At 66.2% G+C, this 26,703-nt stretch carries 18 protein-coding genes and 2 pseudogenes; 8 read left to right on the top strand and 12 right to left on the bottom strand.

Features of this window, described 5'->3' with window-relative positions:
• The coding region (locus NJC10_RS10890; protein ID WP_319076553.1) for a DNA methyltransferase at positions 1 to 2,740 on the top strand (2,740 nt) is incomplete at its 5' end.
• 60 nt (positions 2,741 to 2,800) lie between these two features.
• Here the strand turns inward: NJC10_RS10890 and NJC10_RS10895 are convergent.
• From NJC10_RS10895 to NJC10_RS10915, 5 genes are all read right to left on the bottom strand, one after another.
• On the bottom strand, positions 2,801 to 3,904 hold the full coding sequence (locus NJC10_RS10895; protein ID WP_319076554.1) for an XRE family transcriptional regulator: 1,104 nt from the start codon (positions 3,902 to 3,904) through the stop codon (positions 2,801 to 2,803).
• A complete protein-coding gene (locus NJC10_RS10900; RefSeq protein ID WP_319076556.1) occupies positions 3,901 to 4,644 on the bottom strand; it encodes a hypothetical protein in 744 nt (247 codons plus the stop codon). The genes NJC10_RS10895 and NJC10_RS10900 overlap by 4 nt, the downstream gene beginning before the upstream one ends.
• A 214-nt stretch (positions 4,645 to 4,858) precedes the next feature.
• Positions 4,859 to 5,431, bottom strand: a complete 573-nt coding sequence (locus NJC10_RS10905) for a PIN domain-containing protein (RefSeq protein ID WP_319076557.1) — start codon at positions 5,429 to 5,431, stop codon at positions 4,859 to 4,861.
• Positions 5,431 to 5,943: a helix-turn-helix domain-containing protein gene (locus tag NJC10_RS10910; protein WP_216886688.1), complete on the bottom strand. Its 513-nt coding sequence runs from the start codon at positions 5,941 to 5,943 to the stop codon at positions 5,431 to 5,433. Before NJC10_RS10910 ends, NJC10_RS10905 begins: the two co-directional genes overlap by 1 nt.
• Before the next feature lie 52 nt (positions 5,944 to 5,995).
• Positions 5,996 to 6,574: a recombinase family protein gene (locus NJC10_RS10915; RefSeq protein ID WP_319076560.1), complete on the bottom strand. Its 579-nt coding sequence runs from the start codon at positions 6,572 to 6,574 to the stop codon at positions 5,996 to 5,998.
• A 279-nt stretch (positions 6,575 to 6,853) separates the two neighbouring features.
• Here NJC10_RS10915 and NJC10_RS10920 point away from each other — a divergent pair, with 279 nt between their 5' ends.
• The gene (locus tag NJC10_RS10920; RefSeq protein WP_319076562.1) at positions 6,854 to 8,320 is read left to right on the top strand and encodes an MFS transporter; all 1,467 of its coding nucleotides are present in this window, start codon (positions 6,854 to 6,856) and stop codon (positions 8,318 to 8,320) included.
• A 17-nt stretch (positions 8,321 to 8,337) separates the two neighbouring features.
• Positions 8,338 to 8,907: a TetR/AcrR family transcriptional regulator gene (locus NJC10_RS10925; RefSeq protein WP_319076564.1), complete on the top strand. Its 570-nt coding sequence runs from the start codon at positions 8,338 to 8,340 to the stop codon at positions 8,905 to 8,907.
• Positions 8,908 to 9,969: 1,062 nt separating this feature from the next.
• Here the strand turns inward: NJC10_RS10925 and NJC10_RS10930 are convergent.
• Entirely contained in the window at positions 9,970 to 16,191 is a 6,222-nt protein-coding gene (locus NJC10_RS10930) for a DNRLRE domain-containing protein (protein ID WP_319076565.1), read from the bottom strand.
• A 341-nt stretch (positions 16,192 to 16,532) separates the two neighbouring features.
• Positions 16,533 to 17,701 (bottom strand): annotated as a pseudogene (locus NJC10_RS10935) (IS3 family transposase).
• Between the two features lie 364 nt (positions 17,702 to 18,065).
• Here NJC10_RS10935 and NJC10_RS10940 point away from each other — a divergent pair.
• A complete protein-coding gene (locus NJC10_RS10940; protein ID WP_319076567.1) occupies positions 18,066 to 18,377 on the top strand; it encodes a hypothetical protein in 312 nt (103 codons plus the stop codon).
• Between the two features lie 499 nt (positions 18,378 to 18,876).
• On the opposite strand, the gene NJC10_RS10945 is transcribed toward NJC10_RS10940, so the two are convergent.
• The 3 genes from NJC10_RS10945 to NJC10_RS10955 all read right to left on the bottom strand — a co-directional run bounded on the left by NJC10_RS10945 (position 18,877) and on the right by NJC10_RS10955 (position 20,343).
• On the bottom strand, positions 18,877 to 19,128 hold the full coding sequence (locus tag NJC10_RS10945; RefSeq protein WP_319076570.1) for a hypothetical protein: 252 nt from the start codon (positions 19,126 to 19,128) through the stop codon (positions 18,877 to 18,879).
• Positions 19,125 to 19,739 (bottom strand): ParA family protein, encoded by a 615-nt coding sequence (locus NJC10_RS10950; RefSeq protein ID WP_319076571.1) that lies wholly within the window; start codon positions 19,737 to 19,739, stop codon positions 19,125 to 19,127. The genes NJC10_RS10945 and NJC10_RS10950 overlap by 4 nt, the downstream gene beginning before the upstream one ends.
• A gap of 178 nt (positions 19,740 to 19,917) precedes the next feature.
• Positions 19,918 to 20,343, bottom strand: coding sequence for a DUF6083 domain-containing protein (locus tag NJC10_RS10955; protein ID WP_319076573.1), 426 nt, complete (start codon positions 20,341 to 20,343; stop codon positions 19,918 to 19,920).
• Positions 20,344 to 21,090: 747 nt separating this feature from the next.
• Here NJC10_RS10955 and NJC10_RS11275 point away from each other — a divergent pair.
• Positions 21,091 to 21,219: pseudogene (locus NJC10_RS11275) on the top strand (ribbon-helix-helix protein, CopG family); the annotation flags it as partial.
• Entirely contained in the window at positions 21,220 to 21,366 is a 147-nt protein-coding gene (locus tag NJC10_RS10960) for a hypothetical protein (protein WP_319076575.1), read from the top strand.
• 84 nt (positions 21,367 to 21,450) lie between these two features.
• On the opposite strand, the gene mobF is transcribed toward NJC10_RS10960, so the two are convergent.
• On the bottom strand, positions 21,451 to 25,170 hold the full coding sequence (gene mobF, locus NJC10_RS10965) for a MobF family relaxase (protein ID WP_319076576.1): 3,720 nt from the start codon (positions 25,168 to 25,170) through the stop codon (positions 21,451 to 21,453).
• 212 nt (positions 25,171 to 25,382) lie between these two features.
• Positions 25,383 to 25,517, bottom strand: coding sequence for a ribbon-helix-helix protein, CopG family (locus NJC10_RS11280; protein WP_413466435.1), 135 nt, complete (start codon positions 25,515 to 25,517; stop codon positions 25,383 to 25,385).
• A gap of 307 nt (positions 25,518 to 25,824) precedes the next feature.
• On the opposite strand from NJC10_RS11280, the gene NJC10_RS10970 reads away from it, so the two are divergent.
• Positions 25,825 to 26,292 (top strand): toll/interleukin-1 receptor domain-containing protein, encoded by a 468-nt coding sequence (locus NJC10_RS10970; RefSeq protein WP_319076577.1) that lies wholly within the window; start codon positions 25,825 to 25,827, stop codon positions 26,290 to 26,292.
• A gap of 204 nt (positions 26,293 to 26,496) precedes the next feature.
• Positions 26,497 to 26,703, top strand: a 207-nt coding sequence (locus NJC10_RS10975; RefSeq protein ID WP_319076579.1) for a hypothetical protein, incomplete at its 3' end; no start/stop codon positions are given.

Here is a 26,703-nt window from a genome sequence, read left to right on the forward strand (position 1 = left end):
GTGGCGCACCGACGGTCAGACCCATACCGAAAAGTCCTTCGCCCAGCAGTTCTGGTCCGACCTGCTGCGCACCTTCGGGATCATCCCCGAACGCATCGACCTGTTCGAACGCAGCGCCGCCCGCGCCTCCACCGGCGGCGCCGGATACATCGACTTCTTCTGGTCCGGTGTCGCCCTCGGCGAGGCCAAGTCCCTGGACGCCGACCTCGACGCCGCCCACGACCAGGCCCTGGACTACCTCGCCGGCGGGTCCGTCGGTCAGCACGAGTGGCCCAAGTACGTGCTCGTCACGGACTTCGCCCGCATCCGCGTCGAACGCCTCGGAGACGCCAGCTGGGTGTCCGAGTTCGCCGTGGAAGACGCTGCGGACCATGTGGACCAGCTGATGTTCCTCGCCGGTCAGGACACCGTGACCAAGGCCGAGGAGCAGGAAGCCTCCATCGCCGCCGCCGCCCTGATGGCGTCCATGTTCACCGCCCTCGTCGGAGACGAGGTGGACGTGCCCGTGGGCGAGGAGGCCCCCGAGGACGCCGAAGAGGAGGAGTTCGCCACCCAGCAGGCCTCGATCCTGCTCACCCGGCTGCTGTTCCTGCTCTACGGCGACGACGCCGGCCTGTGGGAGGCCGACCTGTTCCAGCGTTGGGTGGAATGGGACACCACCGCCGACAACCTCGGCCCCCAGCTGGACGCCCTGTTCCGCGTGCTCAACACCCCGGAGAACCGCCGCCGCGGCGTGCCGGACTCCCTGGCCCGCTTCCCCTACGTCAACGGCGGCATCTTCGACGGCACCTCCACGGCCGGCTTCCTCACCGAGGAGTTCCGGGACGCGCTCGTGGCAGCCTGCCGGTTCCGGTGGACGCAGATCTCCCCGGCCGTGTTCGGCTCCATGTTCCAGCTGGTCAAGTCCAAGCAGGCCCGCCGCGGCGACGGGGAGCACTACACCTCCGAGGAGAACATCCTCAAGACCATCGGCCCGCTCTTCCTGGACGACTACCGCGCCCGCGCCGACCGACTGATCCGCAACAAGACCACCACGACCCGCGAGATCGTCGCCCTAATCGAGGAGATGGCCGCCAACATCTACGTCGACCCGGCCTGCGGGGCCGGCAACTTCTTGAACCTGGCCTACGCCAAGCTGCGCGAGATCGAGACGGACCTGCTGGCTGACCAGCGCCGCCGCACCGGGTCCCAGGACCTGTCCCTGGACGTGAGCTTGGACCAGCGGATCCACATCGACCGGTTCTACGGGATCGAGATCAACTGGTGGCCGGCCAAGATCGCCGAGACCGCCATGTTCCTCGTGGACCACCAGGCCAACCGGCAGCTGGCCGCCGCGCTCGGCCAGGCCCCGGTGCGTCTGCCGATCAAGACCACCGCCACGATCTACCAGCACGACGCGCTCACCCTCGACTGGTCTCAGGCCCTTCCCGCCCCGGCCGGGCGCACGTTCGTGTTCGGCAACCCCCCGTTCCTGGGTGACCACACCCGCACGGCTGCCCAACTGGCGCTGATGCAGGCGGCCTGGGGCGAAGGCAAGCAGCTCTCCCGCCTGGACTTCGTGACCTCCTGGCACGCGCTTACCCTGCGTCTGCTGGCCGAGCGGGATGGGGAGTGGGCGTTCGTGACCACGAACTCCATCGTCCAGGGCGACCAGCCCGCCCGCCTGTTCGCCCCGATCTTCGCCGCCGGCTGGCGCATCAAGTTCGCCCACCGCACCTTCCAGTGGGACTCTCAAGCCCCCGGCAAGGCCGCCGTACACTGCGTGATCATCGGCTTCACCCGCGACCCGGGCGCCAAGCCCCGCCTCTTCGAGTACGCCCACGTGGGCGGGCAGGCGTCCGAGGTCACCGGTGTGAAGACCATCAACGGGTACCTGGTGGACGGACCCAACGTGCTGGTGGAGAAGCGCAGCACCCCGCTCGCCCCCGATCTGCCCGAAGTCACGTACGGCTCCAAGCCTGCGGACGCCGGCAACCTCGTCGTCACCGCAGAGCAGTACGAGGCTGTGATGGCCGACTCCGTGATAGCCCCCTACGTGCGCCCTTACGTCGGTGCGGTCGAGTTGATCCGCGGCCAGCAGCGCTGGTGCCTCTGGCTGACCGACATGGACCCCGACGCGCCCTCCCGCTCCCCCGAGCTCAAGCGCCGCCTCGAGGGTGTCGCTGCCGAACGGGCCAAGTCCAAGGCCGCCTCCACCCGGGACTGGGCACGTTTCCCCCACCTGTTCCGCCAGCGGGGCCTCGTCTCCGACGTGCCGTTCGTCGGTATCCCCGAGGTCAGCAGCGAAGCACGGGCCTACCTGCCCGTGGCCCACTTCGAGCCCGACGTCATCATCTCCAACAAGGTCTACGGCGCCCTGGACCCCGATGGCATCGTGTTCGCTGTGGCCTCCTCCTCGATGTTCATCACCTGGATGAAGACCGTCGGCGGACGGCTGGAGTCCCGCATCTCGTTCTCCAGCACGATCACCTGGAACGGCTTCCCCCTGCCCGCCCTGACCGACAAGGACCGAGCCGCCCTGGCCCGCGCCGCCGAGAAGGTCCTCGAAGCCCGAGCCCTACATCCCAGGCGGTCCCTTGCCCAGCACTACGCCCCGCTGGGCATGGACCCGGCCCTGGTCAAGGCCCACGACGGGCTGGACGCGGTGATGGACAAGATCATGGGAGCACCCCGCCGGTGCCGCACCGAGCTGGAGCGTCAGGAGCTACTCTTCGCCCGTTACGCCCAGCTGACTTCGTAGCAGCGCGCCATATGGAGAAGGCGTAGAAGCACCGACACTGGTGGCAGAGATCGGACAGTGTCAGATGACGAACCGCAGCTTCGGTCGGACGGTCGAGGCGGCATCCATGACCGCTTCGGCCACCTCGGGAGCGATACGGCCAGCAGCCATGATGCCCTCGAAGTCGTATCCACCCTCGGTGATCAACTGACGAGCAATCCCGAGCACCTGTGGCGATTCCGCCGGGCCAAGGGGCCCGGGCTCCGGATGCCCCCAGGCGGATAGTTGCTGATTGGCGCGCCTGTACGAGGCCTCGGAGAGCCGTCCCAGTGAGTGGGCACGGTAAACCAGGGCACGCAGACTGACCCCCCAGTGGCGCTTGAGCTCATGGAACGCCGGCCAGTTAATGCGCCGGGGCAGGTCTTCAATGATCTCGTCTCGAGGCATGAGGAACTCAGCGGCGAACTGGTGGGCCTGCTGCTCCACTAGCTTCGACCCCGGTTCGGTGTCGGGGTGCAGAACCAGGTGGCCCAACTCATGGGCCGCGTCGAACCGGCTACGCGCTTTGTCATCCTTGGTTGGGGAGAGAAAAACCAGTGGCCGTGCTCCGGAGTACGTCGAGAACGCGTCTACAGCCGCGTCCGTCTCCACCGGCAGGCGCAACGCGATGATCCCGTGGGCTTCCAGCGTCTGGACCACTGAGGGCAGAGGACCTGGCGCGATGCCCCAGGTCGAACGAGTAAGCCGAGCCGCCTCAACGATGGCCTCATCGGTCAGCTCCTCGGGCAGCTCCAGCTCGGGCAGCGACACCGGGGGAAGATCGACGTAGGCACCGATCAGATCAACCAGCTCCAGGCACAACTCGCCGTAGGCCAGCGCCTGCTCCCTGGAGGTAGCGGACGTAGAGCGCAACGAGCGGAAGTGCGCCCCGGACGCAGGCAAGAGCGCAAGAGGTCGTCCGGCGCCGAAGAATTCTCGAGGCAAGCCCAGCTGCAAGCAAAGTCGGGCCAGGACACTTTGAGTCGGCTTCGAGAGGTTCTTCTCAAACTGCGCGATGGCGGTCGGGGTGACTCCTACTTCTCGGGCGAGGGTGGCCTTGGTCTTTCGGCGCAGCCTCCTGGCCACGGTGAGCCGAGTGCCATCGAAGTCCGTGCCCGCAGCCGAGAGAGGTGAAATGCGGGTCACGCCTGACCTTCCTGGGGCCGCTGCTTCAGAGCCATCGAGAGGGCTGCCGCGGGCCTCTCGTCGAAGTTCGGGCCACGATCAGGCATGGGCGTCTGCGTGACCTGCGCGTCACGGTCGGCATCCCACCAGAGCCTCTCGTGGGCGATGAAGGGCCTCTCACCGAGCACGGGAACGGCCAGCCAGCCCGCGGTCAGTGGAGTCTTGGCTTCCCCGCCCCACAGGAGCATGAAGTTCTGTACAGTTCCGGGCGACCCTGGGTGCGCGAAGAGCGACGCAGCTCCGGCGGCAGGGGTCCGATACTGCAGAACCTCGGAGTTCTCTGCGGCGATTGCCGCCCTGACCTGGCTATCTTGATGAGCCCAGTCGACGCCCCCACCCCAGTTCGGATTGCGCCCTTGCCCGTAGGGAACCTTCATCGTTACGAAGCGTGCGCCCGCGAACTCGAAGGTGAGGACGCCTCCTGGGGTCGCCACGTGGAGCCCCGAGATACGCCAATGCGCATCGGGGTGTTCGCGCACATCATGGTGAGCTCGACGAGGCGCCCTCTCCTTCAGGTTCTCGTAGCACTGAAAACCGAAGGACCTAGGGGTGTCACCGAGCTCGTCGGGCTCGTAACGGTCAAGGTTGGTCGTATAGACCTCCTGCACCAGCCCCCGCAAGGCATCGGTCAGGCCGCTCTCGGCGCACTCGCTGACGACAGTATGCAACGCCCTCTGGGCTGCTTCTTCGGCTCGATCCACTCACACAGTAAAGCACAGACGCTCGATCACGGCTGCAACTCAAGTCGGGGTGCATAAAAACTTGCCAAGACTGAAGTAACGCTGTCCAAGCTAAACCTCGACGCTAGGACGGTGGCGTCCGGCCAGCCAACGGGGGCATCAGTCGGATGACATAGCCCCCTTCTGCGACCGCGTGCGACGACATGCCCGTGCAGCTTCCTTCCGCCCGCCCGTTCTACAGCCGCCAGGTCTGGCCGCGGGCTGCCTCGGCGAACATTCCCGCCCCGCACCGCTCCAGGCTCGCCAGGACGGCGGCCACCGTGAGAGGCGGATTACGGGTGGCCGCCGCCTGCACCTGAACAGAGCGCATCACCTGGGCCGGGTCCAGGTCGAGCTGGTTCATGAAGAACTCGTCCGGATCCTGAGCCTGCAGGTTGAACCGGCCGAGCACCTCGGCAGGGAAGTCCTTGAGGTTGGCCGTCACGATCAGATCCGCCCGCCCCTGGACCGCGGCGGCCACCACATGCCGATCATCCGGGTCGGGAAGATCGATGGCCCCAACGAGCTGCTCCCACCCTTGCACGCACGCGTCGTCGAAGGCCTGGTTCATCACCGCGGCCCGGCGTCGGGCCGCCCCGGTCTCCCGCATGTCCGGGTGGATGGTCTCCAACGCACGGATGGTCTCCTCGAGGATCCGCTCACTCCACAAGGGCCGGTAGAGGCCGGCCTCGGCCATGTAGAGCAGGGTGTCCGCCTGCGCGATGGGCACCAGCACGCACGCATCGAGCACGGCACTGAAGCGGGCCACTACCGGGCCTGCCGCCCCAGGTCGCGGCGGGCCTGACGCAGAGCCTGCCGGTACCGATCCGCGTCCTCGTCGTAGAGACCCGCCTCGGAGGCCGAACCGGTCAGGTCTTCCAGGGCGGCGCGGCGGTCCCGACGCTTGGCCTCTTGGTACTGCACCACATCCTGCAGGCGCACCCGCCGGTGGCGGCCACCGGAGGTCAGCTCATGGGCAAGCTCGCCGCCCTCGAGCAGCTTCACGAGCGTGGGACGGCTGATCCCCAGGAAGTTCGCCGCCTCCTGCGTGGTGAGCATCTGGTCCACCGGGGCCACGGTGATGGCCTTGCCCACCTGCATGGCCTCGACCACCTCCCGCAGGACGTTGAACGCCTCCAAGGGAAGAGGAACGGTCTGCCCGTCCGGACCGAGCAACGCGGCCGGCTGCGTCAGGGCCCCCAGGAACCTGCTCAGATCGAGCATCTCCTCCAGGTCTGCAGGCGGCAGCACCGTGTGCGTGGCGTTGGGCTTGGTCTCCATGCACGCAGTATGAGACCTCAAACGAAAAAATCGCAACCCCGTGCGGTCGGGCTCACCCCTCAGCTCCAGCACCACGAGACAACGACGTGTAGAGCGTCTGCCGGCTGACCCCGAACGTGCGCGCCACCTCGGCCTTCGGGATGCCCATGTCGATCATCACGCGTGCCTGCTCCACGTCCGCGTCCGAGAGCTTCGGGGCCTGCACGTACTTGCCGCGGGCCTTGGCCAGGGCGATGCCCTCGGCCTGACGTTCCTTGATCCGTCGGCGCTCGAACTCAGCGAACGCCGCCAGGATCCCCAGCATGAGCCCGTCCACCGGGGAGGTGCCGGACTTGTCCACGGTGATCCGCTCGGACACGAATTGCACCGCACATCCCTTGTCCGTGAGCTCGTCCACGATCGCGTACAAGTCCCGGGTGTCCCGGCCCAGCCGATCCATCGAGGCGACCTTCACCAGGTCCCCCTCCCGCACGTACCCGATCAGCTCCGCCAAGCCCGTGCGCTTGGCCCTCGAGCTGCCGGAGATCTTGTCCTGGAAGACGCGGTCGCACTCCCCCACCGCCTCGAGCTGCCGGCCCAGGTTCTGCTCGGCCGAACTCACCCGGACGTAGGCCACCGCCTGTCCAACCACGTCTAAGACCCTCCGTCAGATGTGTCCAACGGGTCCGAACTGAACCCACTCTGACGTGATGATCTCGTAGGGCCGGGGGGTGCGTAAAGGGGTATACCCGGCTTGACGCCGGGATGGGGCAATGAACACCCAGCTGGATCGTGAGGCATCCCTCTGTCGGAGCGTTGACGTTTACTTTACTAACCTGTTAGTATAGTTTCGTTGATGCGACTACAGGCAGAGGACAGGGGTACAACAGTGAACGACGTTGGATCATCGCCGCGGCGGTGGTGGCTGCTCATGACCGTGGGGGCCGGCCTGCTACTCATCACCCTCGACAATTCGATCCTCTACACCGCCTTGCCTACGTTGACCGCAGACCTCGGCGCGTCCGGATCCTCGACACTGTGGATCATCAACGCCTACCCCCTGGTCATGGCTGGCCTCCTCTTGGGAGCAGGCACACTGGGCGATCGCATCGGCCACCGCCGAATGTTCGTCGTCGGCCTGTGGATCTTCGGTGCCGCATCACTGGCAGCGGCATTCTCGCCCAACCCTGCCTTCCTGATCGGCGCCAGGGCACTCCTCGCTGTGGGGGCCGCAGCGATGATGCCCGCCACGCTTGCTCTGATCCGCCTCGCGTTCGACGATCCTCGTGAGCGCAACATCGCCATCGCCATCTGGGGGAGCCTGTCGATCGCGGGGGCAGCGCTCGGACCCATTCTCGGCGGCGCCCTTCTCGAACGGTTCTGGTGGGGATCTGTTTTCCTCATCAATGTCCCCGTTGTTGCCATCGCACTTGTGGCGACCGCAATCATCGCGCCGCACAACCATCCCGATCCGTCGAAGAAGTGGGATCTCGTCTCATCCCTCTATGCGATGGTCGGGCTGGTGGGCACCGTGCTCGTCATCAAGGAACTGGCCCATATTCCACAGAACTGGGTTCTGATCGCAGGGGCGCTGGCGTCAGCAGTCATCGGGTTCGTCCTCTTCGTGCGACGCCAGGGCCGATTGGAAGAACCACTCATCGAGTTCTCCATCTTCCGCAACCGCGCCTTCGCTGGCGGCTCTCTGGCAGCCTTCTTCGCGATGTTCACCATCGCTGGCGCCCAGCTCGCGACCACACAGCGCTTCCAGCTCGTCGAGGGCTTCACCCCCCTGCAAGCAGGCCTGCTAGTCGCAGCCATCGCGCTTGGCGCCCTGCCCTCTGGTGTCCTAGGGGCCGCGATCCTGCACATCGTGGGCCTGCGGATCATTATCTCCGGCAGCCTCGCCATCGCCGCCCTAGGACTAGCTCTCGCCGTGCTGGCCTCTGCGAACGGATCACTACCCCTGCTGGTCGTCAGCTTCATCGTGACCGGCTTCGGCCTGGGCGGCACCTCCGCCGTCGCTTCCGCCGCCATTATGGGCAACGCGCCTCCGCGAAAGGCCGGCATGGCGGCCTCGATCGAAGAAGTCTCCTATGAGATGGGCTCCCTCTCGGCTGTAGCACTCCTCGGGAGCCTCCTGACCTTCGTCTACGCCACAGTCGTCCGACTCCCGGATGGCACTCCCGCCGCAGCGGGGGAGAGCATTGCCGATGCCCTCGGGATCGCCGACGGAGATCTCGACGTGATCGCAGCCGCCACCTCCGCCTACGACACGGCCTATTTGGTCACGATGATCGTCCTCGCTGTCATGCTGGCTAGTGGAGCCGCTCTGACCAATCGGCTGCTCCGCGCTTACGGGCGCGGCAGCGAGGCAATGGAGTACGCCGAAAACCACTGAACCAATCGGAGGGGCGCATGATGGTGCGTGAGAGCAAGAAGACCATGATCCTCGACGCCGCGATCCAAGTGATCAAGGAAGACGGGATCACAGCAGTCACGTTTGACTCTGTCGCGGCCGCTGCAGGGATCACCAGGGCCGGGATCATCTACCACTTCCCATCACGAGACGACTTGATCGCTGCGATCCACCAGAGACTCGCTGATCGCTGGGAGCGGCAGTTAGAGATCGCCTGTGGAAAGCCGACCGCTGAGGCAACGCCGATGGAGCGCCTGACCGCCTACATACTCACTTGTTCGACAGCCGCCTCCCGCGCCGAGTTCCAGATGATTCTCGACAGCCAGCACACCCAGCACAAGGCGATCTGGGAAGACCTCATCGACCGATGGACCGGACGTAGCGAACGAGACGAAGCTGAGCGCGACCAGATGACCTCGCTCGCCCTGCTCGCTGCTGACGGGCTCTGGGTCAACGACCTGATCGGAAGCAGGCCCATCTCACAGGACCACCGGAGTGAAACCGCAAAGCAGATCATCGCGCTACTCCAGAATGACGTCCATGAATCCGAGGCCAAGCCCAACGGGTAAGCGAGCCAGCGCGCGGTTGGAGAAGGCCGGATCGACGAATCCGTCGAGCGCGATGATGGGCAACCCTGTCAAGCAAGATCGCACCCTGGCACCTCTCTCCAGCAGCACCCAACTGGCTCTGACACATGCGCCTAGTGGGTATACCCCCCTAGGCACAGCGGGGAGGGACGGGAAAGCGTCCTCGGTTTCACTTCGAGGCGAGAACCCAATATGCACCGGTTCCTGTGGTGGTTACAAGCCACTTCATTCTCGGCCACCGAACGACAATCGAAGCCGTCGCGCAGGCGGCCCCTATTCCACCGGCACACCCCATAGCCGGCAGCTCGTCCACCCCCTCAAACTCCAAGCATCGTTTGGAGTGGGTGAGAGTGCTCCGTTTTTAACGGCCGCTCACCGCCTCTACCCGGGCGCGGTGAGAGAAATCCCCCACGGGACCTACCAAGCCTGAAAGCCCGCAGGGACCCCTTAGCCCTGCCCATCGAGAGTGCATCTGGCTGCCCTCTAGCGAATTTATATCAAGGCATGCGGTGCCATTCCCATCATCCTCAGATGAGCGCCTTGGTGGGAACAGTAGGCCTGAGAATCTCAATTCAACTGAAGAGTCTGCCCAAAGTGGTAGAGAATCGCTTTCTTAAATTCCAACAATGATCTTCAGATATCTCGATCACATCACCCCTGCGGGATCTCCAGAACGGAGATCCACCCTCGTTCCGATCAATCTCTCCAATCGAGTCAAATCCGACCAATACCAGGGAGACGTAGGCACTAGTAAATAACTCGAGAATTTTCTTGTCACACTCAGGATCGCCGGTCATAAAGTCCATACCGGAACCCAATCCTTCGACCACAAGAGTTATAGAGGAACCAGTAGTGGAAAGCTTAACCAATCTTTTTGAAGAATTGATGGCCTCAAGGTGCAGAATCCTATTCTCAAAGAGGACTTGAACTAGAGTCGAAGCACCTAAATGCTCGAGATGCCTTTCTATAACATCTAGATGCCAATTTGGATATGCAAACAGACCAGGCAAACGTCACCCCTTTTCCCTCGGATTGGACATAGATCTACCACTGCTTTCTGTAAATCTTTTTCCAATTATTCTTTGAGATATTCCAGTAAATACTAATCACCCTTCGTTCTACATGCACATGGTGCCGCCAAACCATTCTAATGGGCTTAGGCAAAGTATGCCAATGCTTCTTGTGCACGCCGAAGCTAATTCGGAATGGCGAACCGGGGGCAGTGGGGCCGATGCGAAGGTAGTTATTGTGATTGGCAAAGTGCTTTACTCGACTCCAAGCCGAAGTGGCTGCCCTAACGCAGTATCTCTTACATACTTGAATCCCGACCCTTATCCCCAGCCACACGAGTGGCGCAAACAGGCCGGAAATATCATGCGAATTTACCGGGTCCTGTGGGTAAGAATATGGAGTCGTGTTACCCCCGCGGACAGGGTCGCGGGTGGTGAACTGGCCCGTGGCGGGGTTGTACAACCGAGCGCCCATGAGAATCAGCCCAGCGCCTGCAACCACTCGCTGATCGGCCCCGTGCCAGCGATACGTGTTCCCCACCGCTGACGGGGCCAGTCGCGTAGCATTGCCGTACTCGTCGTAGGTGGTCCACTCAGACAGCCCCGCCGAAGCCATGGCTGTGGTGGTGATATTCACTTCACCAACGACATCGCCGTGCGGGTTCGCCAGCGAGAGCGTGGCACTGCTGCCCTCGATCCGTACGGCCAGGTCCCCACCCAGAGCGTTGATGTACCGACTGACGACCGGCTCGCCCGCGCCGGTGGTGGTCGTGGAGAACCCCGGATTGTCGGAGTCGTCTACGTACCCGTTCTTCACCACGGTGGTGCCGGTGGTCTGGTTGTGCCGGCGCCCTGCCGCGTCCAGGCTCAGAGTGGTGGTCGTGCTTCCCCGGGTGATCGAGGCGGCGGCGTCCGTGTCGTAGTACCCCAGGGTGATCGGGGCAGAGCCGGCAGCAGGGGAGGCACTGGTCTCCAGACCCTGCGGTGCATCAGAGGCGGGAATCGTGGTGGCCCGTCCCAGGCCGTCGAAAACATAGCCGGGAGTGCTCATCCGGTCCGCGGCATCCCAGGTCCATGACCGGGTAGAGGACTTCCCGTCCTTGCCCACGGTAGTCAGGGAAGTGCGGTTGCCGCTGGCATCGAAGGTGTACTGGCGGGACTCCCCCGTGGCCGCATCCGCGACCTTGGTAAGCCTGCCGGCCTGGTCGTAGGTGTAGCCCCGCTGGGTTGCCTGCTGTCCAGCTGTAGCAGCCGTGACCGTTTCGGGGGCGTTCTCCCCGGTGATCCGCCCGGTCGCATCACGGGTCAGACCCCAGCCGACCCACGTGGCGGTCCCCGTGGTTCCGTCCGCCTTGGTGACCGGTCCTTCGTAGGACAGGCCCATCAGACGGGAGTCCTCGTCGTAGTCCTGCCGCTGGGTGATGCCCCCGGGCATGAGCTGGGAGGCGAGGTTGCCGTACCGGTCGTAGACCGCCTCGTAGACGCCTTCGGTTCCCGAGGCTCCATGATCACTGACCCGCATACGGGTCGGCAGACCACGGAACTCGGTTGATCCCTGCCCGGTCACCGCCCCGTACTCGTAGGAGGTGGTGCCGTAGGGGTCGGTGACCTTGGCCACCTGCCCGAAGGAGTTGTACGTGGTGGTGGTCGTCTGACCGTCCTGGTTGGTGTAGGCGGTGATCCGGCCCCAGGCATCCAGCGTGGAGGTCACCACCCCCTGGGCATTCTGGCGGCCCACGTCACGGCCGGCACCGTCGTAGAGGTAGGTGGTCACCGGCACGGGCGTGGAGCCGGTCAGTCCGGTGGTGGACACCGCGACGGTGTTGATCTGGCCGTCGGCACGGTACGTGGTCGTCGTCGTCCTCGAGGGGCCACTGGTGGCCCCGGAGGCTGCTTCCACGGAAGAGGTCACATCCCCGTACACGTTGTAGCCGGTGGTGCGCTCGGTGACCGATCCGGTGCCCTGGGGCAGGATCGCGCAGAGTCGACCGGCGAACTCGGGGCGGTTCCCACACTGGGCATCAACGGCATTGGTCCCGGCCGTGTAGTACACGAACTTCGACGTGCCGGCATCAGTACCTGAAGAGGTCGGGCGGACTTCGCGGATCGTCCTTCCCGACTCATCCAGCCAGGTGCGCACCACAATCGAGGCCTGACCGGCCCCGACCGCAGAAGTCACGGTCGTGGGGATCCTGTGGACCCAGCCGGAACGCTGGTTGGTCTTGTCAGTAGCGGCCTTGCCCCCGTAGGACTCCATCGCGTCATAGTTCTTCCGGACATCCGAGACAATGCGGTCCTCAGTGACTGGCTGACCGACGGCCGCAGCGATCTCTACCTCTACCGCAGTTTCCCGCAGCGCAAGCATGCGGGGCATCCCCGTGGCGTCCACATCGGTGACCGGGGTGTACTGCGTGGAGGCCACCATCCGGGAGGTCCCGCCCCGCTCGTTCGTCACCGCCGGGGAGGTGACCTTGACCGGGAAGCTCCTGGTATGAGTTGCCACCTCGGGGCTGGCCCCTGCCGCCGGGAGCGCGTACTCGGTGAGCGTGGCGTTCTCTTCATGCCCGGGAACGATGCCCGCCCTTGCCGTCCCCGTGCTGGTCACCAGTCCCAGAGCCTGGGCTCGATCCGTGACCTGGCCGATGCCCTGGTAGGCGTACTCGCGCTCGACCAGCTGGTCGGCGTTGTAGATCCGGGCATCGTTCTGCCAGGCATTGTCGGCATAGTAGGCGTTGTTGACCACCCGGTTCTTCTCGTCCCAGAACACCAAGGACCCGTAGCGCAGCTCCCCGGCCGGCAGAGCAGAAGCCTTTGAGGTGCTTACCGGGCGATTCAGGTTGAACACCGCCGCACCGGCAACGGGCGCTGCGGACTGCTCCCACCACCCCACCCGCTCAGCACTCAGATTCGGGGAGTTCTTACCGTCCCCGGCAGGGCTCACGCCGTAGACGAACCGGCTGGTCTGCACGGTGCCGGACCCTCCGTTGGGGTCCCCCCGGTAGACGGCTTCGAGCCAATCGGCGCGGCTGCTGGAGGCCCCGGTCCCGTACCTGAACTCCGTGGCCGCCTCGATGTTCTGCCCGTTGGCGGCCGTGAGCGTCGTCCGGGTCAGCAGAGGCACCCCCGCGGCACTGGCAGCACCATAGGAATACCCGACCTTCTCCCCTGAACGCTCGTCCGTCACTGCCGTGAGCCTGGCCCCTGCACCGGTGCCGGTGTACGTGTAGGAGGCCATCGGGATGGTGGCCATCGCGTTCTTCGCCGGGTCGAAGGCAGTGAAACTCACCGTCGCCAGCCGCCCCTCGCCCGTGTAGGCGAGATTGAGCACTCGGCAGCCTTTCACCGGGGCGGTGATGCAGGTGGCGCCCATGTCGGCCCCGTCGCTGGCCGCGACGACCTTGGTGATCTTCCCGTTCTCGCGGATGTACTGCGTCTTGCCAGGCACTCCGGGGGTGATGACAGCCTCGGGGACCCACTCGAACACGGCCGACCCATCCAGGACGGACCCCTTGGTGAACGTGGTGGTGGTGCCATCGGCTTCGGTGACCGTGATGCGTGCGCTCGTCCCCGACCCTGTCAGCTCCACCTTGAGACCGGACTCGGTCGCGGTGGTGTTCGCCGGGGTGTACACGCCCGTCTTGCCCGCGATGCGGGTGCCATCGGGCTGACGGAAGACCAGAGCGTCTTCCGTCTCGTCGATGAGGGTGATAGTGCCATCCACCGCGGTCGCCTCAGCCACCAGCAGCCCACCCAGCCCGGCGTCGGGCCCCTCGAGGTTCAGACGCCACCCGGATCCCAGAACCGCACTATCGGCACCCAGCCCCGAGTAGGAGGAGTAGGTGCGCGAGACTGACAGGTCCGTGTTGCCGGCGTCGGCCTTCACATCGGTGGTGGCCACGTTGAGCTCACCGGTGCTCAACGCCACCTGACCGGGTCCAGCCTCGGCCACCGGATAGTTGGCACCGAAGGCGTGTGGGAGACGGGTGACAGCCGTGGCGTTGGACCCGGCCCGGGTGGTGCACTGCACGCGAGCCGCACCACTTAAGGAGGGGTAGGTGAAGCACACCTGCACCTCGATCAGCGCAGGGACACGTTCCTTGCCCAATCGGGCCAGTTCGCCTGCCGGCTCGTTAGCCACATCCAAGGTCGTCGAGACCTGAAGGGTGCCGTTGCTTGCCCGGGTCACCGGTGCGTCCTTGGCCTCCTTCCACCCCAGATCAGGCGAGACGGAACCGTACGTGGAGGTATCCCCCGCGGTATTGGAACCGGCTTCACGCCAGTAGACCTTCGCCGAGACCGCGGTGTCGGCCGAGGGCGGGGCAATTGCTTGAACCCTGAACGCATCGGAGCTGGTCATTCCCGCCTGCGGAGCACTCAGCCCCGCAGTCCCCGTCATGAACGATCGTTCCGCGCCAGTTCGATTCCCCGCCCGGTCGATCGCCGTGACCTTCACCTGATGCGCCCCCGTGGGCTTCCAACTCACTTCAGCAGTGCGCGGGCTGGTGCCTGTGGCGGCAACCGTCTTCGCGGCAGCACCATCAATGGAGTACTCGAAGCTCATCACATCCGTTGACGATGAAGAGAAGTTCAAGGTCGAGGACGTCGGCGCGGAGTCGGCCCACCCCGTGCCGTCGTACCCACTGGCCGTGATGGACGAGGCATTCGGGGCGGTGAAATCAGCCCCGAAGACGATCACCGGGGCGGCGCTCTTGGATGTCAAGGCCCCATCCGAGCCCCATGCCTTCACCGCGTAGCTCTGCCCATTGGTCAGCGTCGGCAACGTAATCTTCGAGGCCTGCCCGGAGGCAACGAGCGAACCAGAGGAACGATTCAAGATCGAAGTGCCGCTGGTCAGATCCCACAGTGCACGGACCTGCCCGCCATCCGGGTCCACGACGGTCGCCTGCATCGTCGGGGTCGGGGTGTTCACCCAGAACTTCCCCGCCGCGTCCGTACCGACCTGGCCGGGCGTGAAGCTCGTCTTGGTCGGAGTCAGAGGGTAGGAATTGAACGTGATCTCCACCCGCGGCTGCACCGACAACCACGAGACATCATTGGAATGGAACCTCTTCCACCCGTTACTGTCCGCCTCATTCGTGGCCTTGAGCTGCACACCATGATTCTGCGAAGGGTTATCGGCCCAGTACTGGGTCATGCCGGTGACATCCATCTCCAACCAACCAGCCTCACACGCGGTGGAATACCCCTTAGCGGAGGACACCTGCGCAGACCCCGTCGTGGTCGTGGCCGGCTGGTTGGCCCACACCAGAGTTGTCGGATCCCACGCGGCGGTGACCCGCTGAGCCGTCACCCCTGAAGGGGTACAGGACCAAGAATGGGTGTTCCACACCTTGAGCTTGGCACCGACAATATTCGTGCCCTGCACATTGGCCATCCCGAACTTCAGATAAGACCGGGCCTTCGTGGACCCGCCATTGAACGTTCCCAACCGCAGCTCCGGGTCGGTGGCCTTAGCCGAAGTCACGTTGGACTGCACCCACGTATCAGCATCCACCCGAGCGGTCCACACCGGATCAATCGTCACCGGATACGTGCGCTCTTTCGCCGACAGCCACTTCCTCGAGACGTTCAGAACCAGCACATCAGCGTCGCCTTCCTTCACCAGCTGGGACTGCACCGGGTACTCCGTAGGCACCCCTACCCGCTCGTCTACCACGGAGCTGTCCCACATCATCGGGGCCGACCCCAGGAAGACCGTCTCCCCCGCCTGATCTTCCACTCTCAGGATCTTGGACTCAGGGTCCTGAGTAACTTCCAACCCCTCAGAAACGCCCAAGGGGAACCGGAGTTCCACATCCTTCCCGGGGTTCTGGTCAATCACGACCTGATGGGCGAACCCATCCAAGGTGGCCTGCACCGCCACATCAGCGCTCACGTCACGGCTCTTCGCGCCCACCCCGGCCGTGGCAGCCTCCGCGAACACCGCCTCAGAGCCTTCGGTGGCCGGGGTCGGGAGTTCTCCTTCCCACCCCACCACCAACTCTGCTGGCTTGCCTTCCTGCTCAGAGGACATCGTCACAAGGGGAACCGAATCATCTGTCGGCCCGTCCCCACGTGACTGGGTCCCGTCAGCGACAGCAACCTCCGAGACGGCCCCCTTCACCGTCATGTCCGAACCGCTCTCCAGCACTGGGTCGTCCGTGACGGGCGTGAAACTGCCGTCCCCCGCTTCACGGTTCACTGGCGAAGCGAAGGTTTCCAACGTCCAGGTCCCGTCGGGGTTCGCGAACAGCATCTCGGACTCAGTCCGGGCGGAAAGATCCTCCACCCGCTCACCGCTTGCCCTAGCAGTGACCTGCGCCGAGACCGCATCCGGCCGCCCCTCCGACGGGGGCGTCGTGAGGTCCTGGACTGGTTGCTCCTCACTGGAATTTGCATCGGCATCGGGGGTTGCGGACGCCGCGGGCAAGTCAGCAGCGACCAAACTCGACGCCAACACCGTGGCCAAAGCCCCAGACAGCAACCGACGGAGCACACCAGAGCCCATGAGGCCCTCCCAATCTCAGAGAGCACTCAGTGCTCGCCCAGTGAACAAGGGACTGCTGAAGGTTCGGTTGATACTTCGGGTGTGGTGGTTCAGGCCGCTTTCGTCGGCCAGTAGATGGTCTCAAACTCGACCGGTGTCATCTTTCCGAGGGCGCGCTGCCGGCGTCGGCGGTGGTAGGTCCGTTCGATCCAGGTGACGATCGCCAGCCGCAGCTCAGCGCGGCTGCTCCACCGGCGGCTGTTCAGGACGTTCTTCTGCAGGAGGGCGAAGAAGGACTCCATCGCGGCGTTGTCCGCGCTGGAGGCCACCCGTCCCATCGACCCGACCAGTCCGGCCCGGTGCAAGGCGGCGACGTAGGGCCGAGCACGGAACTGGCTGCCCCTATCGGCGTGCACCACGCAGCCGGTGACCTCGCCCGGGCCGCGGCGGGCGACGGCCATCTCGAGGGCGTCAACCGCGAGGGCGGCCGGCATCCGGTCGCCGATCGAGTAGCCGACGATCCGGCGCGACCACACGTCCTTGACCGCGCACAGATACAGCTTCCCCTCGGCGGTGGCGTGCTCGGTGATGTCGGTCAGCCACAACCGGTTCGGGCCTGTCGCGGTGAAGTCCCGCTCGACGAGGTCGTCGTGCACGGGCGGGCCCGGCTTCTTCCACCGGCCACGTGTGCGGGCGTGGGCGGAGACGATCTGTGCTTGGGAACAGATCTTCCACACCCGCCGCTCCGAGATCTCGTGCCCGGCCGCGGCGAGCTCGTCGGCGATGAACCGGTATCCGAACCCGGGGTCGTCACGGTGGACCTCGAACGCGGCGTTCATCGCGTAGGCGTCGACCAGGTCCCGCTCGCTGACCGGGTCGGCGCACCAGGCATAGAACGCCTGGGTTGAGAACTTCAGCACCCGGCAGGTCACCGTCACGGGGATCCCGTCGACGGCAAGGTCACGGACCAGCGGGTAGGTCATTTTGGGCTCTGACCCAGCCTCAAGTTCGCCTGCGACAGGTACGCCGCGGCGCGGCGCAGGACCTCGTTCTCCTGCTCCAGCAAGCGGATCTTCTTCCGCGCCTCGCGCAGCTCCTCGTTCTCGGCCTTGGTCACGCCGGGACGGTGGCCGTCCTCGACATCGGCCTGATGGAGCCAGTTGCGTAGGCAGGACTCGGAGATCCCGAAGTCCTTGGCGAGCTGAGCGATCGGGGCTTCGCCACGACGGGCGACCGCGACCACGTCGTCACGGAACTCCTTGGGGTGTGCTGCAGGCATGTCGACATCCTTCCAGCGGGGACCTCATGTCCCCACAGATCAGGTGTCAACCGAACCTTCAGCAGTCCCCAAGGAGAAGGATACACGTCTAGTGAGTCCAATCACACATAGGTCAAAGTTCTCCACCGGCACCGGCGAAACCACCCTGCCAGGGTTTTGCCGGGCAGGTGGGGTCGTTTCTGCCCTAATCCGCTGTCCACACACTGAGGTCGAGATGACCTTGCGGCTGGCCCGCGGGGATTACTGAGTGCGGCATGCTAATCCCATGTCTCACTCCCCATCCGCACCACGCCGTTGGCGCCCAACGCGCAGTCTTGGCCTAGCCTGGCTAGTGCTGGGCCTTCCGGCGCTGTTTGGGGCATCCATGGCAGCCCTCACTATCCAAGGGAACCTGGGCTACCCCTCGTCCCTTGATCTGGTTCTTCCCTGGACGCTGCCCGTTGTCGCTTTGTTCCTGGCGGCCGTCACCACCACTGCCGCCACCGGATTCGCGAGCACGATGCCGGCGCAACGGTCCCTCACGGCCATCACCGCCGTGCTGCTTGCCGCCGTGGCCGCGCCGCTGGTCCTGGGTATTGCCTCTTCAGCGACGCAGGAGTGGTGCGAGGGGCAGCCAGGCGGGCGCGGTGGTGCATCGGTCTCCTCGCAAGCAGACGTTCCCGCGCTCTGCCGGTGACGTCGTCTATCGACGACGGGTGACCGGCACTCCGCCGGCTTCCATACGCACACTCTCATCCAGGCTCCACCGAGTGCGTCAGCATCGATGGTGACGAGTCCCCCGGGCGAACGACGGGTTTGTCACGGCTCGCAGATCGTCTCTCGATGTGCGGATCGGGCATATGGATCCTCCGCAGCCTCCTGGGTGGCTCTTCCGCCACGGGCGTGCCTTCCGCATAGGCATGGTCAGGTGAGGATGACACAGACGGTCGATTGTGGCGAGGGTGTCTGCGGCGCACCCTGCTACCCGTAGCCGGCCCCGTTTCGCCTGCCACAAGACTCGCCACAATCAACGTGTCAGAAGACCGTCCAGCTCCACCTTTGTGGCGACCCCTTGGATCTCGTCCAGCCGCAACGGGGCCTAGGGGGCATCCCCTGACGTGGGGGGCGGAGGCAGCGGCGTAAATACCGCAGTACCGCATGCATGAACGCGGTACTGCGGTATCGCGTTAGTGCGGTCAGTGTTCGGGGTACTGAGCTTCGATGGCCTGGATGATCAGCTGGGACATGGGCACGCCGACCTCGACGCTGTGCCGGCGCAGGTGCTTATGCAGGCGCTCGGGCAGGCGGATGGAGGTGGCCTTGATGGGCTCGGCGGCGGCCTGAGCGTGGGGGGCGTATGCCAGGGTCATGTCCGGGCCGGCGGTGGGGGCGGCCGGGGTGGTGGTGCGGCGGCCGCGGGCGGCGCCGGGGGTGGGCTTGGTGCTCACGGTCGGGTCATCTCCTGGATCTCGTCGGCGACCTGGAGCCAGGGGCCGAGGGCGGCGCGGGTGGGGTAGGTGCCGTGGGTGTGTTTGAAGCTCTCGCGAGTGGGGATCGTGGCGGCCAGCTGCGGGACGTTCTCGGCGGCCAGCAGGTCTACGACCTGGGTGAAGAGCTTGGTGCGTGGGTTGGCCTGGTTCAGTAGGGCCACCAGGCGCACGGTGGGGCCGAGGGCGTCGACGGTGGCCCAGGTGCGGGCGATGTCGTCGGCGCTGGGGGTGGTGGGGATGATGACCAGGTCCGCGGCCGCGGCGGCGGCGGTCTGGACGGCCGGGGTGCCCGGTGGGGTGTCGATCACGACGAAGTCCGTGGCCGGGTGCAGCCGTTTGAGGCCGGCGAGGTTCACGGCCCGGTGGGTGAAGGGGATGGGCGATCCTATGGGGCGTTCTTCGGCTGCGATCTCCAGCCACTCGCTGGCTGAGCCCTGGGGGTCGGCGTCGAGGACTTCGACGCTGTGCCCGGCGTGGGCCAGGGCGGCGGCGAGACAGATGGTTCCCATGGTCTTGCCCACGCCTCCCTTGGAGGCGATGAACGCGATGGTGACAGGGGCTGAGGCCATGTCAGCAGGATAACCCGCAGTACCGCAGCACCGCACGGGGTAATGCGTTAGTGCGGTACTGCAATCCCTGGGGCCTAGTGTGCATCTCGGTCTAGCCAGGGCGGGAGCTGGTGATGGCTCCTGCTACGCCTGGCAGAGCGTGAGGTGCCGTAGGGCCATCGCATGGGGTTCTGCTTGGTCAGGAGGGTGTTTCTTCCGTGTCGTCTTCTTCGAGCCTGGCCCACAGCTCGTTCTGGATGCGCAGCAAGGCCGGAGAATCTGAGTCGTCCTCGAGGGGACAGACATGCATGTGCGGGATGAGCACCTTGTCGGTGGGTCGTTCCGCGGGGCGCTGGATGGCGATGATCTTCCGGCGTCGTGGAAGGCGCCATTGAGCCTTAGGGGGCAGGCCAGCGCTTTCGTACTCCTCGGGCTGGAAGGGCCAGGGTGCTTCGCGTTCGGTGTAGATCCAGATGATCGGTAGTCGACAGCGTCGGCAGCGGCCTCTCTTCGGTTTGGACCAGAGGTAGGTAGCTGGGGCGTCGTCAGCAGGGTCTGAGAACAGGGCTTGCTTGATCTGCTGGGGTTCGTGGAGACGCGGCCGGGATGGTTGATCTTGGCTCATGTGGCGGGGTCTCCTCTGGCTGCTCACACCGGTGTTGTTCGGATTCTCGCCCGAGGGCTGGTTCTGCGCCAGGGGGGGCCGATAGAGCCGGAGCTGAGGGGCGAAGGGGGTTTTCGGTGCCAGCCTGTAGGAGCGGCGGGGAGCGGCGCGGCGTGCCTCCGGGCCTCTGACAGGCCCCAGACAGGGGCGGGTTGGCAGAGGTCAGGAGGCTCCGGTGGCGCAGAGGGGACTAGGTCAGCCCGCAGTGTGCGTATGGGTATGCGTATGCATATGGAGGCGCGCGGCGTTACTCGCGTGCAGTGGCGGCGTGTGCTGATGGCTCTCGGCCCGTGTCAGGTCAGATGGCGGGCGGCGCGATCGGCCCCAGGTTCGGCACTCCTTCGCCCCACGTCCTCGCGGATCGTGGGAGCACCTGGCGGCACATCAGCTCGTGGAAGGACAGCCCCTCTGACGGGCGAGTACGGCGGGTGAGGCCGCGTGCTTCTCGTTGGTGACGCGGGAGTGAGCACAATCGCCGCGTGAGCCGTGCGCGAGAGTTGGCGGTGCGCTAGACTCGGGTATGTAGTTGTTTGGACTTTGCCAGTATGCCCCACGTCTTGGCGGTCGTGGGGCATTCTGCTGTCTAGGGGCATGTCTCGTGTGTCGGCCGCGGCGGGCTCAAGCGGGCCGGCAGCCCTGCTGCGAACAGCAAGCACACCCGGCTATGCTGAGATGTAAACATTGTTTACAAGGAGTGGAGCGTGTGGCATGGGAACACAGAAGCAGCCCCCTCACCCCTCGGGCAGGGTGGTCTCCGTTCGGCTTCCGGAGGAGTTGATCCAGCGTCTGGACGCCCTGGCTGAGCGGACCCAACGCTCCCGCGGGGTCTACTTGCGCATGGCTCTGACCGCGATGTTGCCCCACCTCGAATCGGCCCACTGGCACCAGCAGGCCGCGCAGTACGAGACCGATGTGCTCGAGGCCGAGTTCCTGCGCCTGACCTCCCAGCTGTTCAGCGACGAGGACCCCGGCCAGAGCCCCTGACCCCTGCTGTCAGGGGCCACCCGTCCTTCCTTGGGCAACCGGCGCGAGGACGCGCCAGCGTCTGAGCAGAGGGCGGCAGCCCCGTCACCGGCCCAGCCCCGTGTCCTGCTCCCGCTGGGCCGCCAGGTGGGCCGGCACCGTGGAGTCCACCACAGGGGCCGGCCTAGCGGTCGTGGGCTGGGACTGCTGGCCCCACAGGGTGGCGTTCACTTCCGGGGTGTCCTGGGCGACCCAGTCCCGCCGCTGCTGCAGGCGCTCGGCCCGCCTCTGGTGCCCCGCCGCGCGGGCGGCGGTGTCCTCGGTGGCGGTGACCGGCTGCCGGCTCAGGTGCCGCCACACTCCCAGCGGCTCGGTGGTGAACTGCCCACGCAGTTCCATGGCCATAGCCCCGGCCGGGTACGGCGGGGTGGGCACCTGCGCGGTGAAGTCCCGGGCGAGGGCCTCGTACCGTGCCCGCACCCGGGCCTGCTCACCGACCAGCTCGGCCACCTGTCCGGGCTCCTGCACCACCGGGGCGGTGTCCTGGTGGGCGGCCAACGCCGCCTGGGCCTGGGCCAGATCGGCCCGAGCCGCCCGGCGCTGGAAGAACCCCGCGCCCTGCACCCGCTCCTGGGACTGGCGCATCTGGGCTTGCAACCGGGCGGTCTGCTCCTGGTGCGCTTCCTGGGCGTGCCGGTGCGGGGTGTCCGCCTGGTGCCGGGCCTGGGCCAGACGCACGCCCAGGGTGTCCAGGGCGTCGGCGAGCTCACTGGCCTCCGGGTGCGCGGCCAGCCAGCCGGTGGCCTGTTCACGGTGCTCAGCCCAGGCACCGAACACGTTGGCGGTCCGGGCGGCCTTCTGCAGTTGAAGGTCCAGGGCGGTCAGCGTCTGGGCGCGCGTACCGGCCGGGGCCGGGAACCGGGCATCCGGGGACAGCACCTGCACGCGTGCCCCATCCTTGAGGGTCTTCGTCCGTGCCCCCGAGGCCGGGGACTGGGAGGGGCGCATCGTCACCTTCTGCCCCTCGACGGCGACCACGGTCACCAGCTGGTCTCCGTCGTGGAGCTGGTCCCCCGGGCGTAGTTCGGCCGCGCTCTTGGCTACCGGCTGCACAGGACGCTGCCGGCCGGGCAGGTGCATGCCCTCCAGCTGCGCGGCCAACGCTTGCCGGGCCGCGTCCAGGCCGTGATCGGCGCTGTCCCGGCCCATCGCCGCCACGTACTGCTCCCGCGCCGCGTCCAGGTCCTCGGCCACGAAGTGCGCCACGTTCGCCTCCCGGCCGCGAGACATCCCCACGTAGAGGCCGGCGGCGTCGGTGTGCTCATCGATCAGCGTGTGCGCCTGGCCCACGGTGGCCCCCTGCGCCCCGTGCGCGGTCACCGCCCACCCCAGGTGCGCGTGCTCTTGCAGGTACTCGTTCGGCACCTGCACCACCCGGTGCCCGCCGTCGGGGTCCTGAATCTTCGTGTGCGTGGGGCCGATCTGCCGGATGGTCCACACCTGTCGGTTCAGCACCCCCAGCTGCGCGTCGTTGCGGCGGGTCATGATCCGCGCCCCCACACCCATGGGCAGACCATCCATCCCCACCAGGCAGGCAGAACCATCCCGGGCACCGGGCTGGTGGCCGGTGTGCTCGTGGTGGATCGCGGCGTTGATCTGCTGGGCGTTCTCGTTCGTGGCCGCGCTGATCAGCGGAGAGTTTCCCTCCCGCGCCCCCTGCGCCCACGCCGCCGCCAGTGCCTGGTTCGCCTCCTGTTGGCTGGTGTGGAGGCGCACCAGGCCCATGTCCACCAGCAGGTCGAACTGCTCGCCCAGGTTATGCCGGGCGCGCATCGCCAACGTCAGGGCCGCGTACGCCGGGGTGGTGAACCGGTGCACCTGGTCCAGGTCCACGGACGCCTCGGTGGCGTGCTCGGCCATCTGCAGCACCCCGCCGCGGCCCACCGCGCCCAGCTGCTGGTAGTCACCCGTGATGACGGCCCGAGCTCCGGTCTCCTGCAGCACCGTGAACAGGCGGGAGGCCACGTCCTGGGAGAGCATCCCGGCCTCGTCCACCACGACCTGCACGTTCGGCCCCAGCGCCCGGTGCTCGGGCACGCCCTGGTAGTCGCCCTCCCCAGGTGCCAGGCGTTGCCACCGGGTCGCCCCAGTCGTCTCGTCGGTCTCCCACCGGTACCCGTAGGCCCGCAACAGGGCGTGCACGGTGCTCGCCGCCGATCCGGTCTCGGCAGCGGCGACCTCCGCGGCCTTGGCCGTGGGGGTCACGACTACCTGCTCCAGGCCCTTGACCGCGCCGACGTGCTTGGCGGCCTTCAGCAACGTCGTCTTGCCGGCCCCGGCGGCTCCGGTGACCACGACCAGCTGATGGGTGCCGGCCATCGCCGCCAACGCATCCCGGTGCCCGGCCCCCTCCGGCAGGCGCACCGGCTGGCCGTCCGGGTCGGTGGACGTGGACTCCGTGAAGATCCGCTCCAACAGGGCCTCGTCCATGTTCTGATGCGCACCCAGCTCGTGCACCCGGCCGGCCACCCTCACGGTGTCCCTGGCCGGCTCCAGCGCCTTGGTCAGCAGCAACCCCTGCAGGGTTCGCTCGGACTCGATGACCTGGTTCGTGGTGAGCACCTTCAGGTGGTGCGGGGCCTTCAGCGGGTCCACGTCCGGGTTGATCGGGGTGCACCGACGGGACACGAGCGCCTCGGTGGCCTCACGCACCAGTTCCCGCACCGGACGCGGATAATCCACCACGCCCGTACGCGCGAACTGAGCGGCCACCGCCGCCGTCGCATCGGCCACCGACCACGCCGACCGCGAGGTCTCCAGCTGCTCCACCGCAGCCCGTACCAACGCCGGCTTGTCCACCTCCGACCACGCCACCCCCGCACGCTCACGCGGGGCCTGCGGCATCACGAACCCGGCCGCCGCGATCTCCGCCCGCCACTTCTGCTCGTCCGGCAGCTCGCCGGGGACCTTCTCCCGGCGGGTCTGCCCCCAGGCCAGATGATCCAGCCCCTTCAGGATCTCCTCCCCCGGGGTCTGCCCCGGGTGCTCGGCCTGCCACGCCGCCACCAGCTCCGCACGCCGGGCCGCGATCTGCCCGGCACGCTTACTCATCACCTCCGCAGCATCGACCAGCTCGACCACCGCCCCGGTCGCCGGGTCGAAGCTCAACCCCGCCTGCGCCAGTGCGTCCTGCAGCCCGGTGTGCGAGGCCAGCACCGCCTCCCCCAAACGGTTCATCGCCGCGTTGTGCTTGACGAACTCCGCCGTGTCCAACGCACGCCAGGCTCCGGCCGCCCACACCCGGTTCAAGAACTGCAGGTGCAGGTGCCGGTGCGGGTCGCCTTCCCGCGAAGTCCGGTGCGCCACCGTCACCGCCTCCAGCTTCTGCACCGGCGCCCAGACCTGCGCCCCCCGAGGGCCGACCCGGGTGTGCATCTCCGACGCCGCATAGTCCATCAGCTCGTGCGCCATCTGCTCCAACGCCGCGTCCAACTGCTCCGCGATCCGCCGGTCCAGCACGGCGGCCACCGAGAGGGTCTTGTCCACGTTGACGACCTTGTCCAAGAACAGCACCGAGTTCTCCCGACGCGCCCCCCGCACCTCCCCCGTGGACGGGTCCACCCACTCCACCCACCCCTGGTAAGCCTTCGCGTTCAAAGTGCCCGACTCGACCATCTCGCCGGCCCCATCGAACACGAACCGGGACGCCGTCAGCTCGCCCTTCTCCAGGTAGTAGTCATCCGCCGTAGCCGTCCGGTCAGCGGCCAGATACGCGCGCGCAGCAGCACCAGAGGAGCCCCGGAAGAACACCGCCCCACCGCGCACCTGCCCACCTCCTCACCCGGCCAACACCCCTACGGCGACAGCCGTAGCATATGTGCCTTTTCTCTTAGAGGTTGATCTAAGCGGGGCCTCTCGCGTGGGGCGAGGATGCGGAGTGCGTTCTGCGGGTGCCGCGCGGCAAAGCCGCGGGGCACCTGTGCCTCAGGCGTCGTCACCTTCGAGCAGTCGGTCTCGTAGGTCGCGATCTACTGGTGTCAGCAGGGGACCTCCAGATGCGGCTGCATCGCGGTGGTCGCGATCCGGAGGTAGACCCCACGCGCGCGCCCCGTGCGCTCAGCTAAGGCGTCCAGGCACTCAATGACCTGCTCAGGCAGACTCACGGACGTCACGCGCCCGGACCGGTGGTGGACCTGAGGGGATCTACTCAAACGTGTCGCAGGCCATCAGTAGGCTCACGCCATGAGTGGATGCACAGCCCCGAGAAATGGTCACCGCACGGCGAGCGGAAGGGCTGCATGCCCCGTCCACGGCAGCCGAAGGTCATACACGTCCTCTTACACGCCTAGATACGCGCCCTCCACTCCGGCATCCGCACGGCTCTCCGGAGGTGGATCCGGCCTTAGCAAGGGGAACAAGACGACGAAGCCCCGGTGGGCTGCACCGAGCTCGCACGCTCTCTACACCCCGGCAGAGGTCATGGCGCTGAGCCCGTTGCGTCAGCAGATTGAGGAACGCGGCGCTTCGGAGACGCGCAAGGACCTCTTCCTGTGCCACGCGTGGGACGACAGGAAGGGCATGGCGAAGGAGCTGTACGAGGCCCTTACCGCCAGTGGGGTCTCTGTCTGGTTCAGCGAGCAGCATCTGGCGGCCGGCACCCCCATGATGAGGGCGATCGACAAGGGTCTGGCTGCCTCGCGCGCCGGTCTCGTGCTTGTGACACCCGCGATGCTCAAGCGTCTTCCTGCTGCCGGAGTGGCGGACAAGGAACTCTCTGCCCTGCTCGAGGGCGAGGTAGTGCTTCCCGTAGTCCACGGGACGACGTATCCCGCGCTGCGTGATGTGAGTCCCCTCCTTGCCTCGCGAAGCGGTTACGACACGGCCGAGGACACCCTCGAAGAGATCGTCGAGAAGATCCGAGACCTCGTCTCCCTCAGCGAGGCCTGAGCTTGCAGTTGGTGTAAAGCAAATGCGTAGGGGACAAGAATTGTTGACACCATCATCCTCTACATGATTTTTTTACATCCTCTGCTCTGATAGAGGTCCGCAGTCACCCCGGTGGGAGACTGCAAAGAGATCGACCCATCACCGGCTGATCTTTAGGCGCCCGTCCCAAACTTCGAGGTTCAGGGGCGCGTGTACGTTGTGCCTGTGGACCAACTGATAGACCGCGGCACGATCCGGACATCCCTGCAGGACTTCGCTCACGCCTGGGGCCAACGCATCACCGGGTGGCGCACCGACGGTCAGACCCATACCGAAAAGTCCTTCGCCCAGCAGTTCTGGTCCGACCTGCTGCGCACCTTCGGGATCATCCCCGAACGCATCGACCTGTTCGAACGCAGCGCCGCCCGCGCC

Source organism: Micrococcus sp. M4NT (assembly GCF_033790745.1).
Taxonomy (GTDB): Bacteria; Actinomycetota; Actinomycetes; order Actinomycetales; family Micrococcaceae; genus Micrococcus.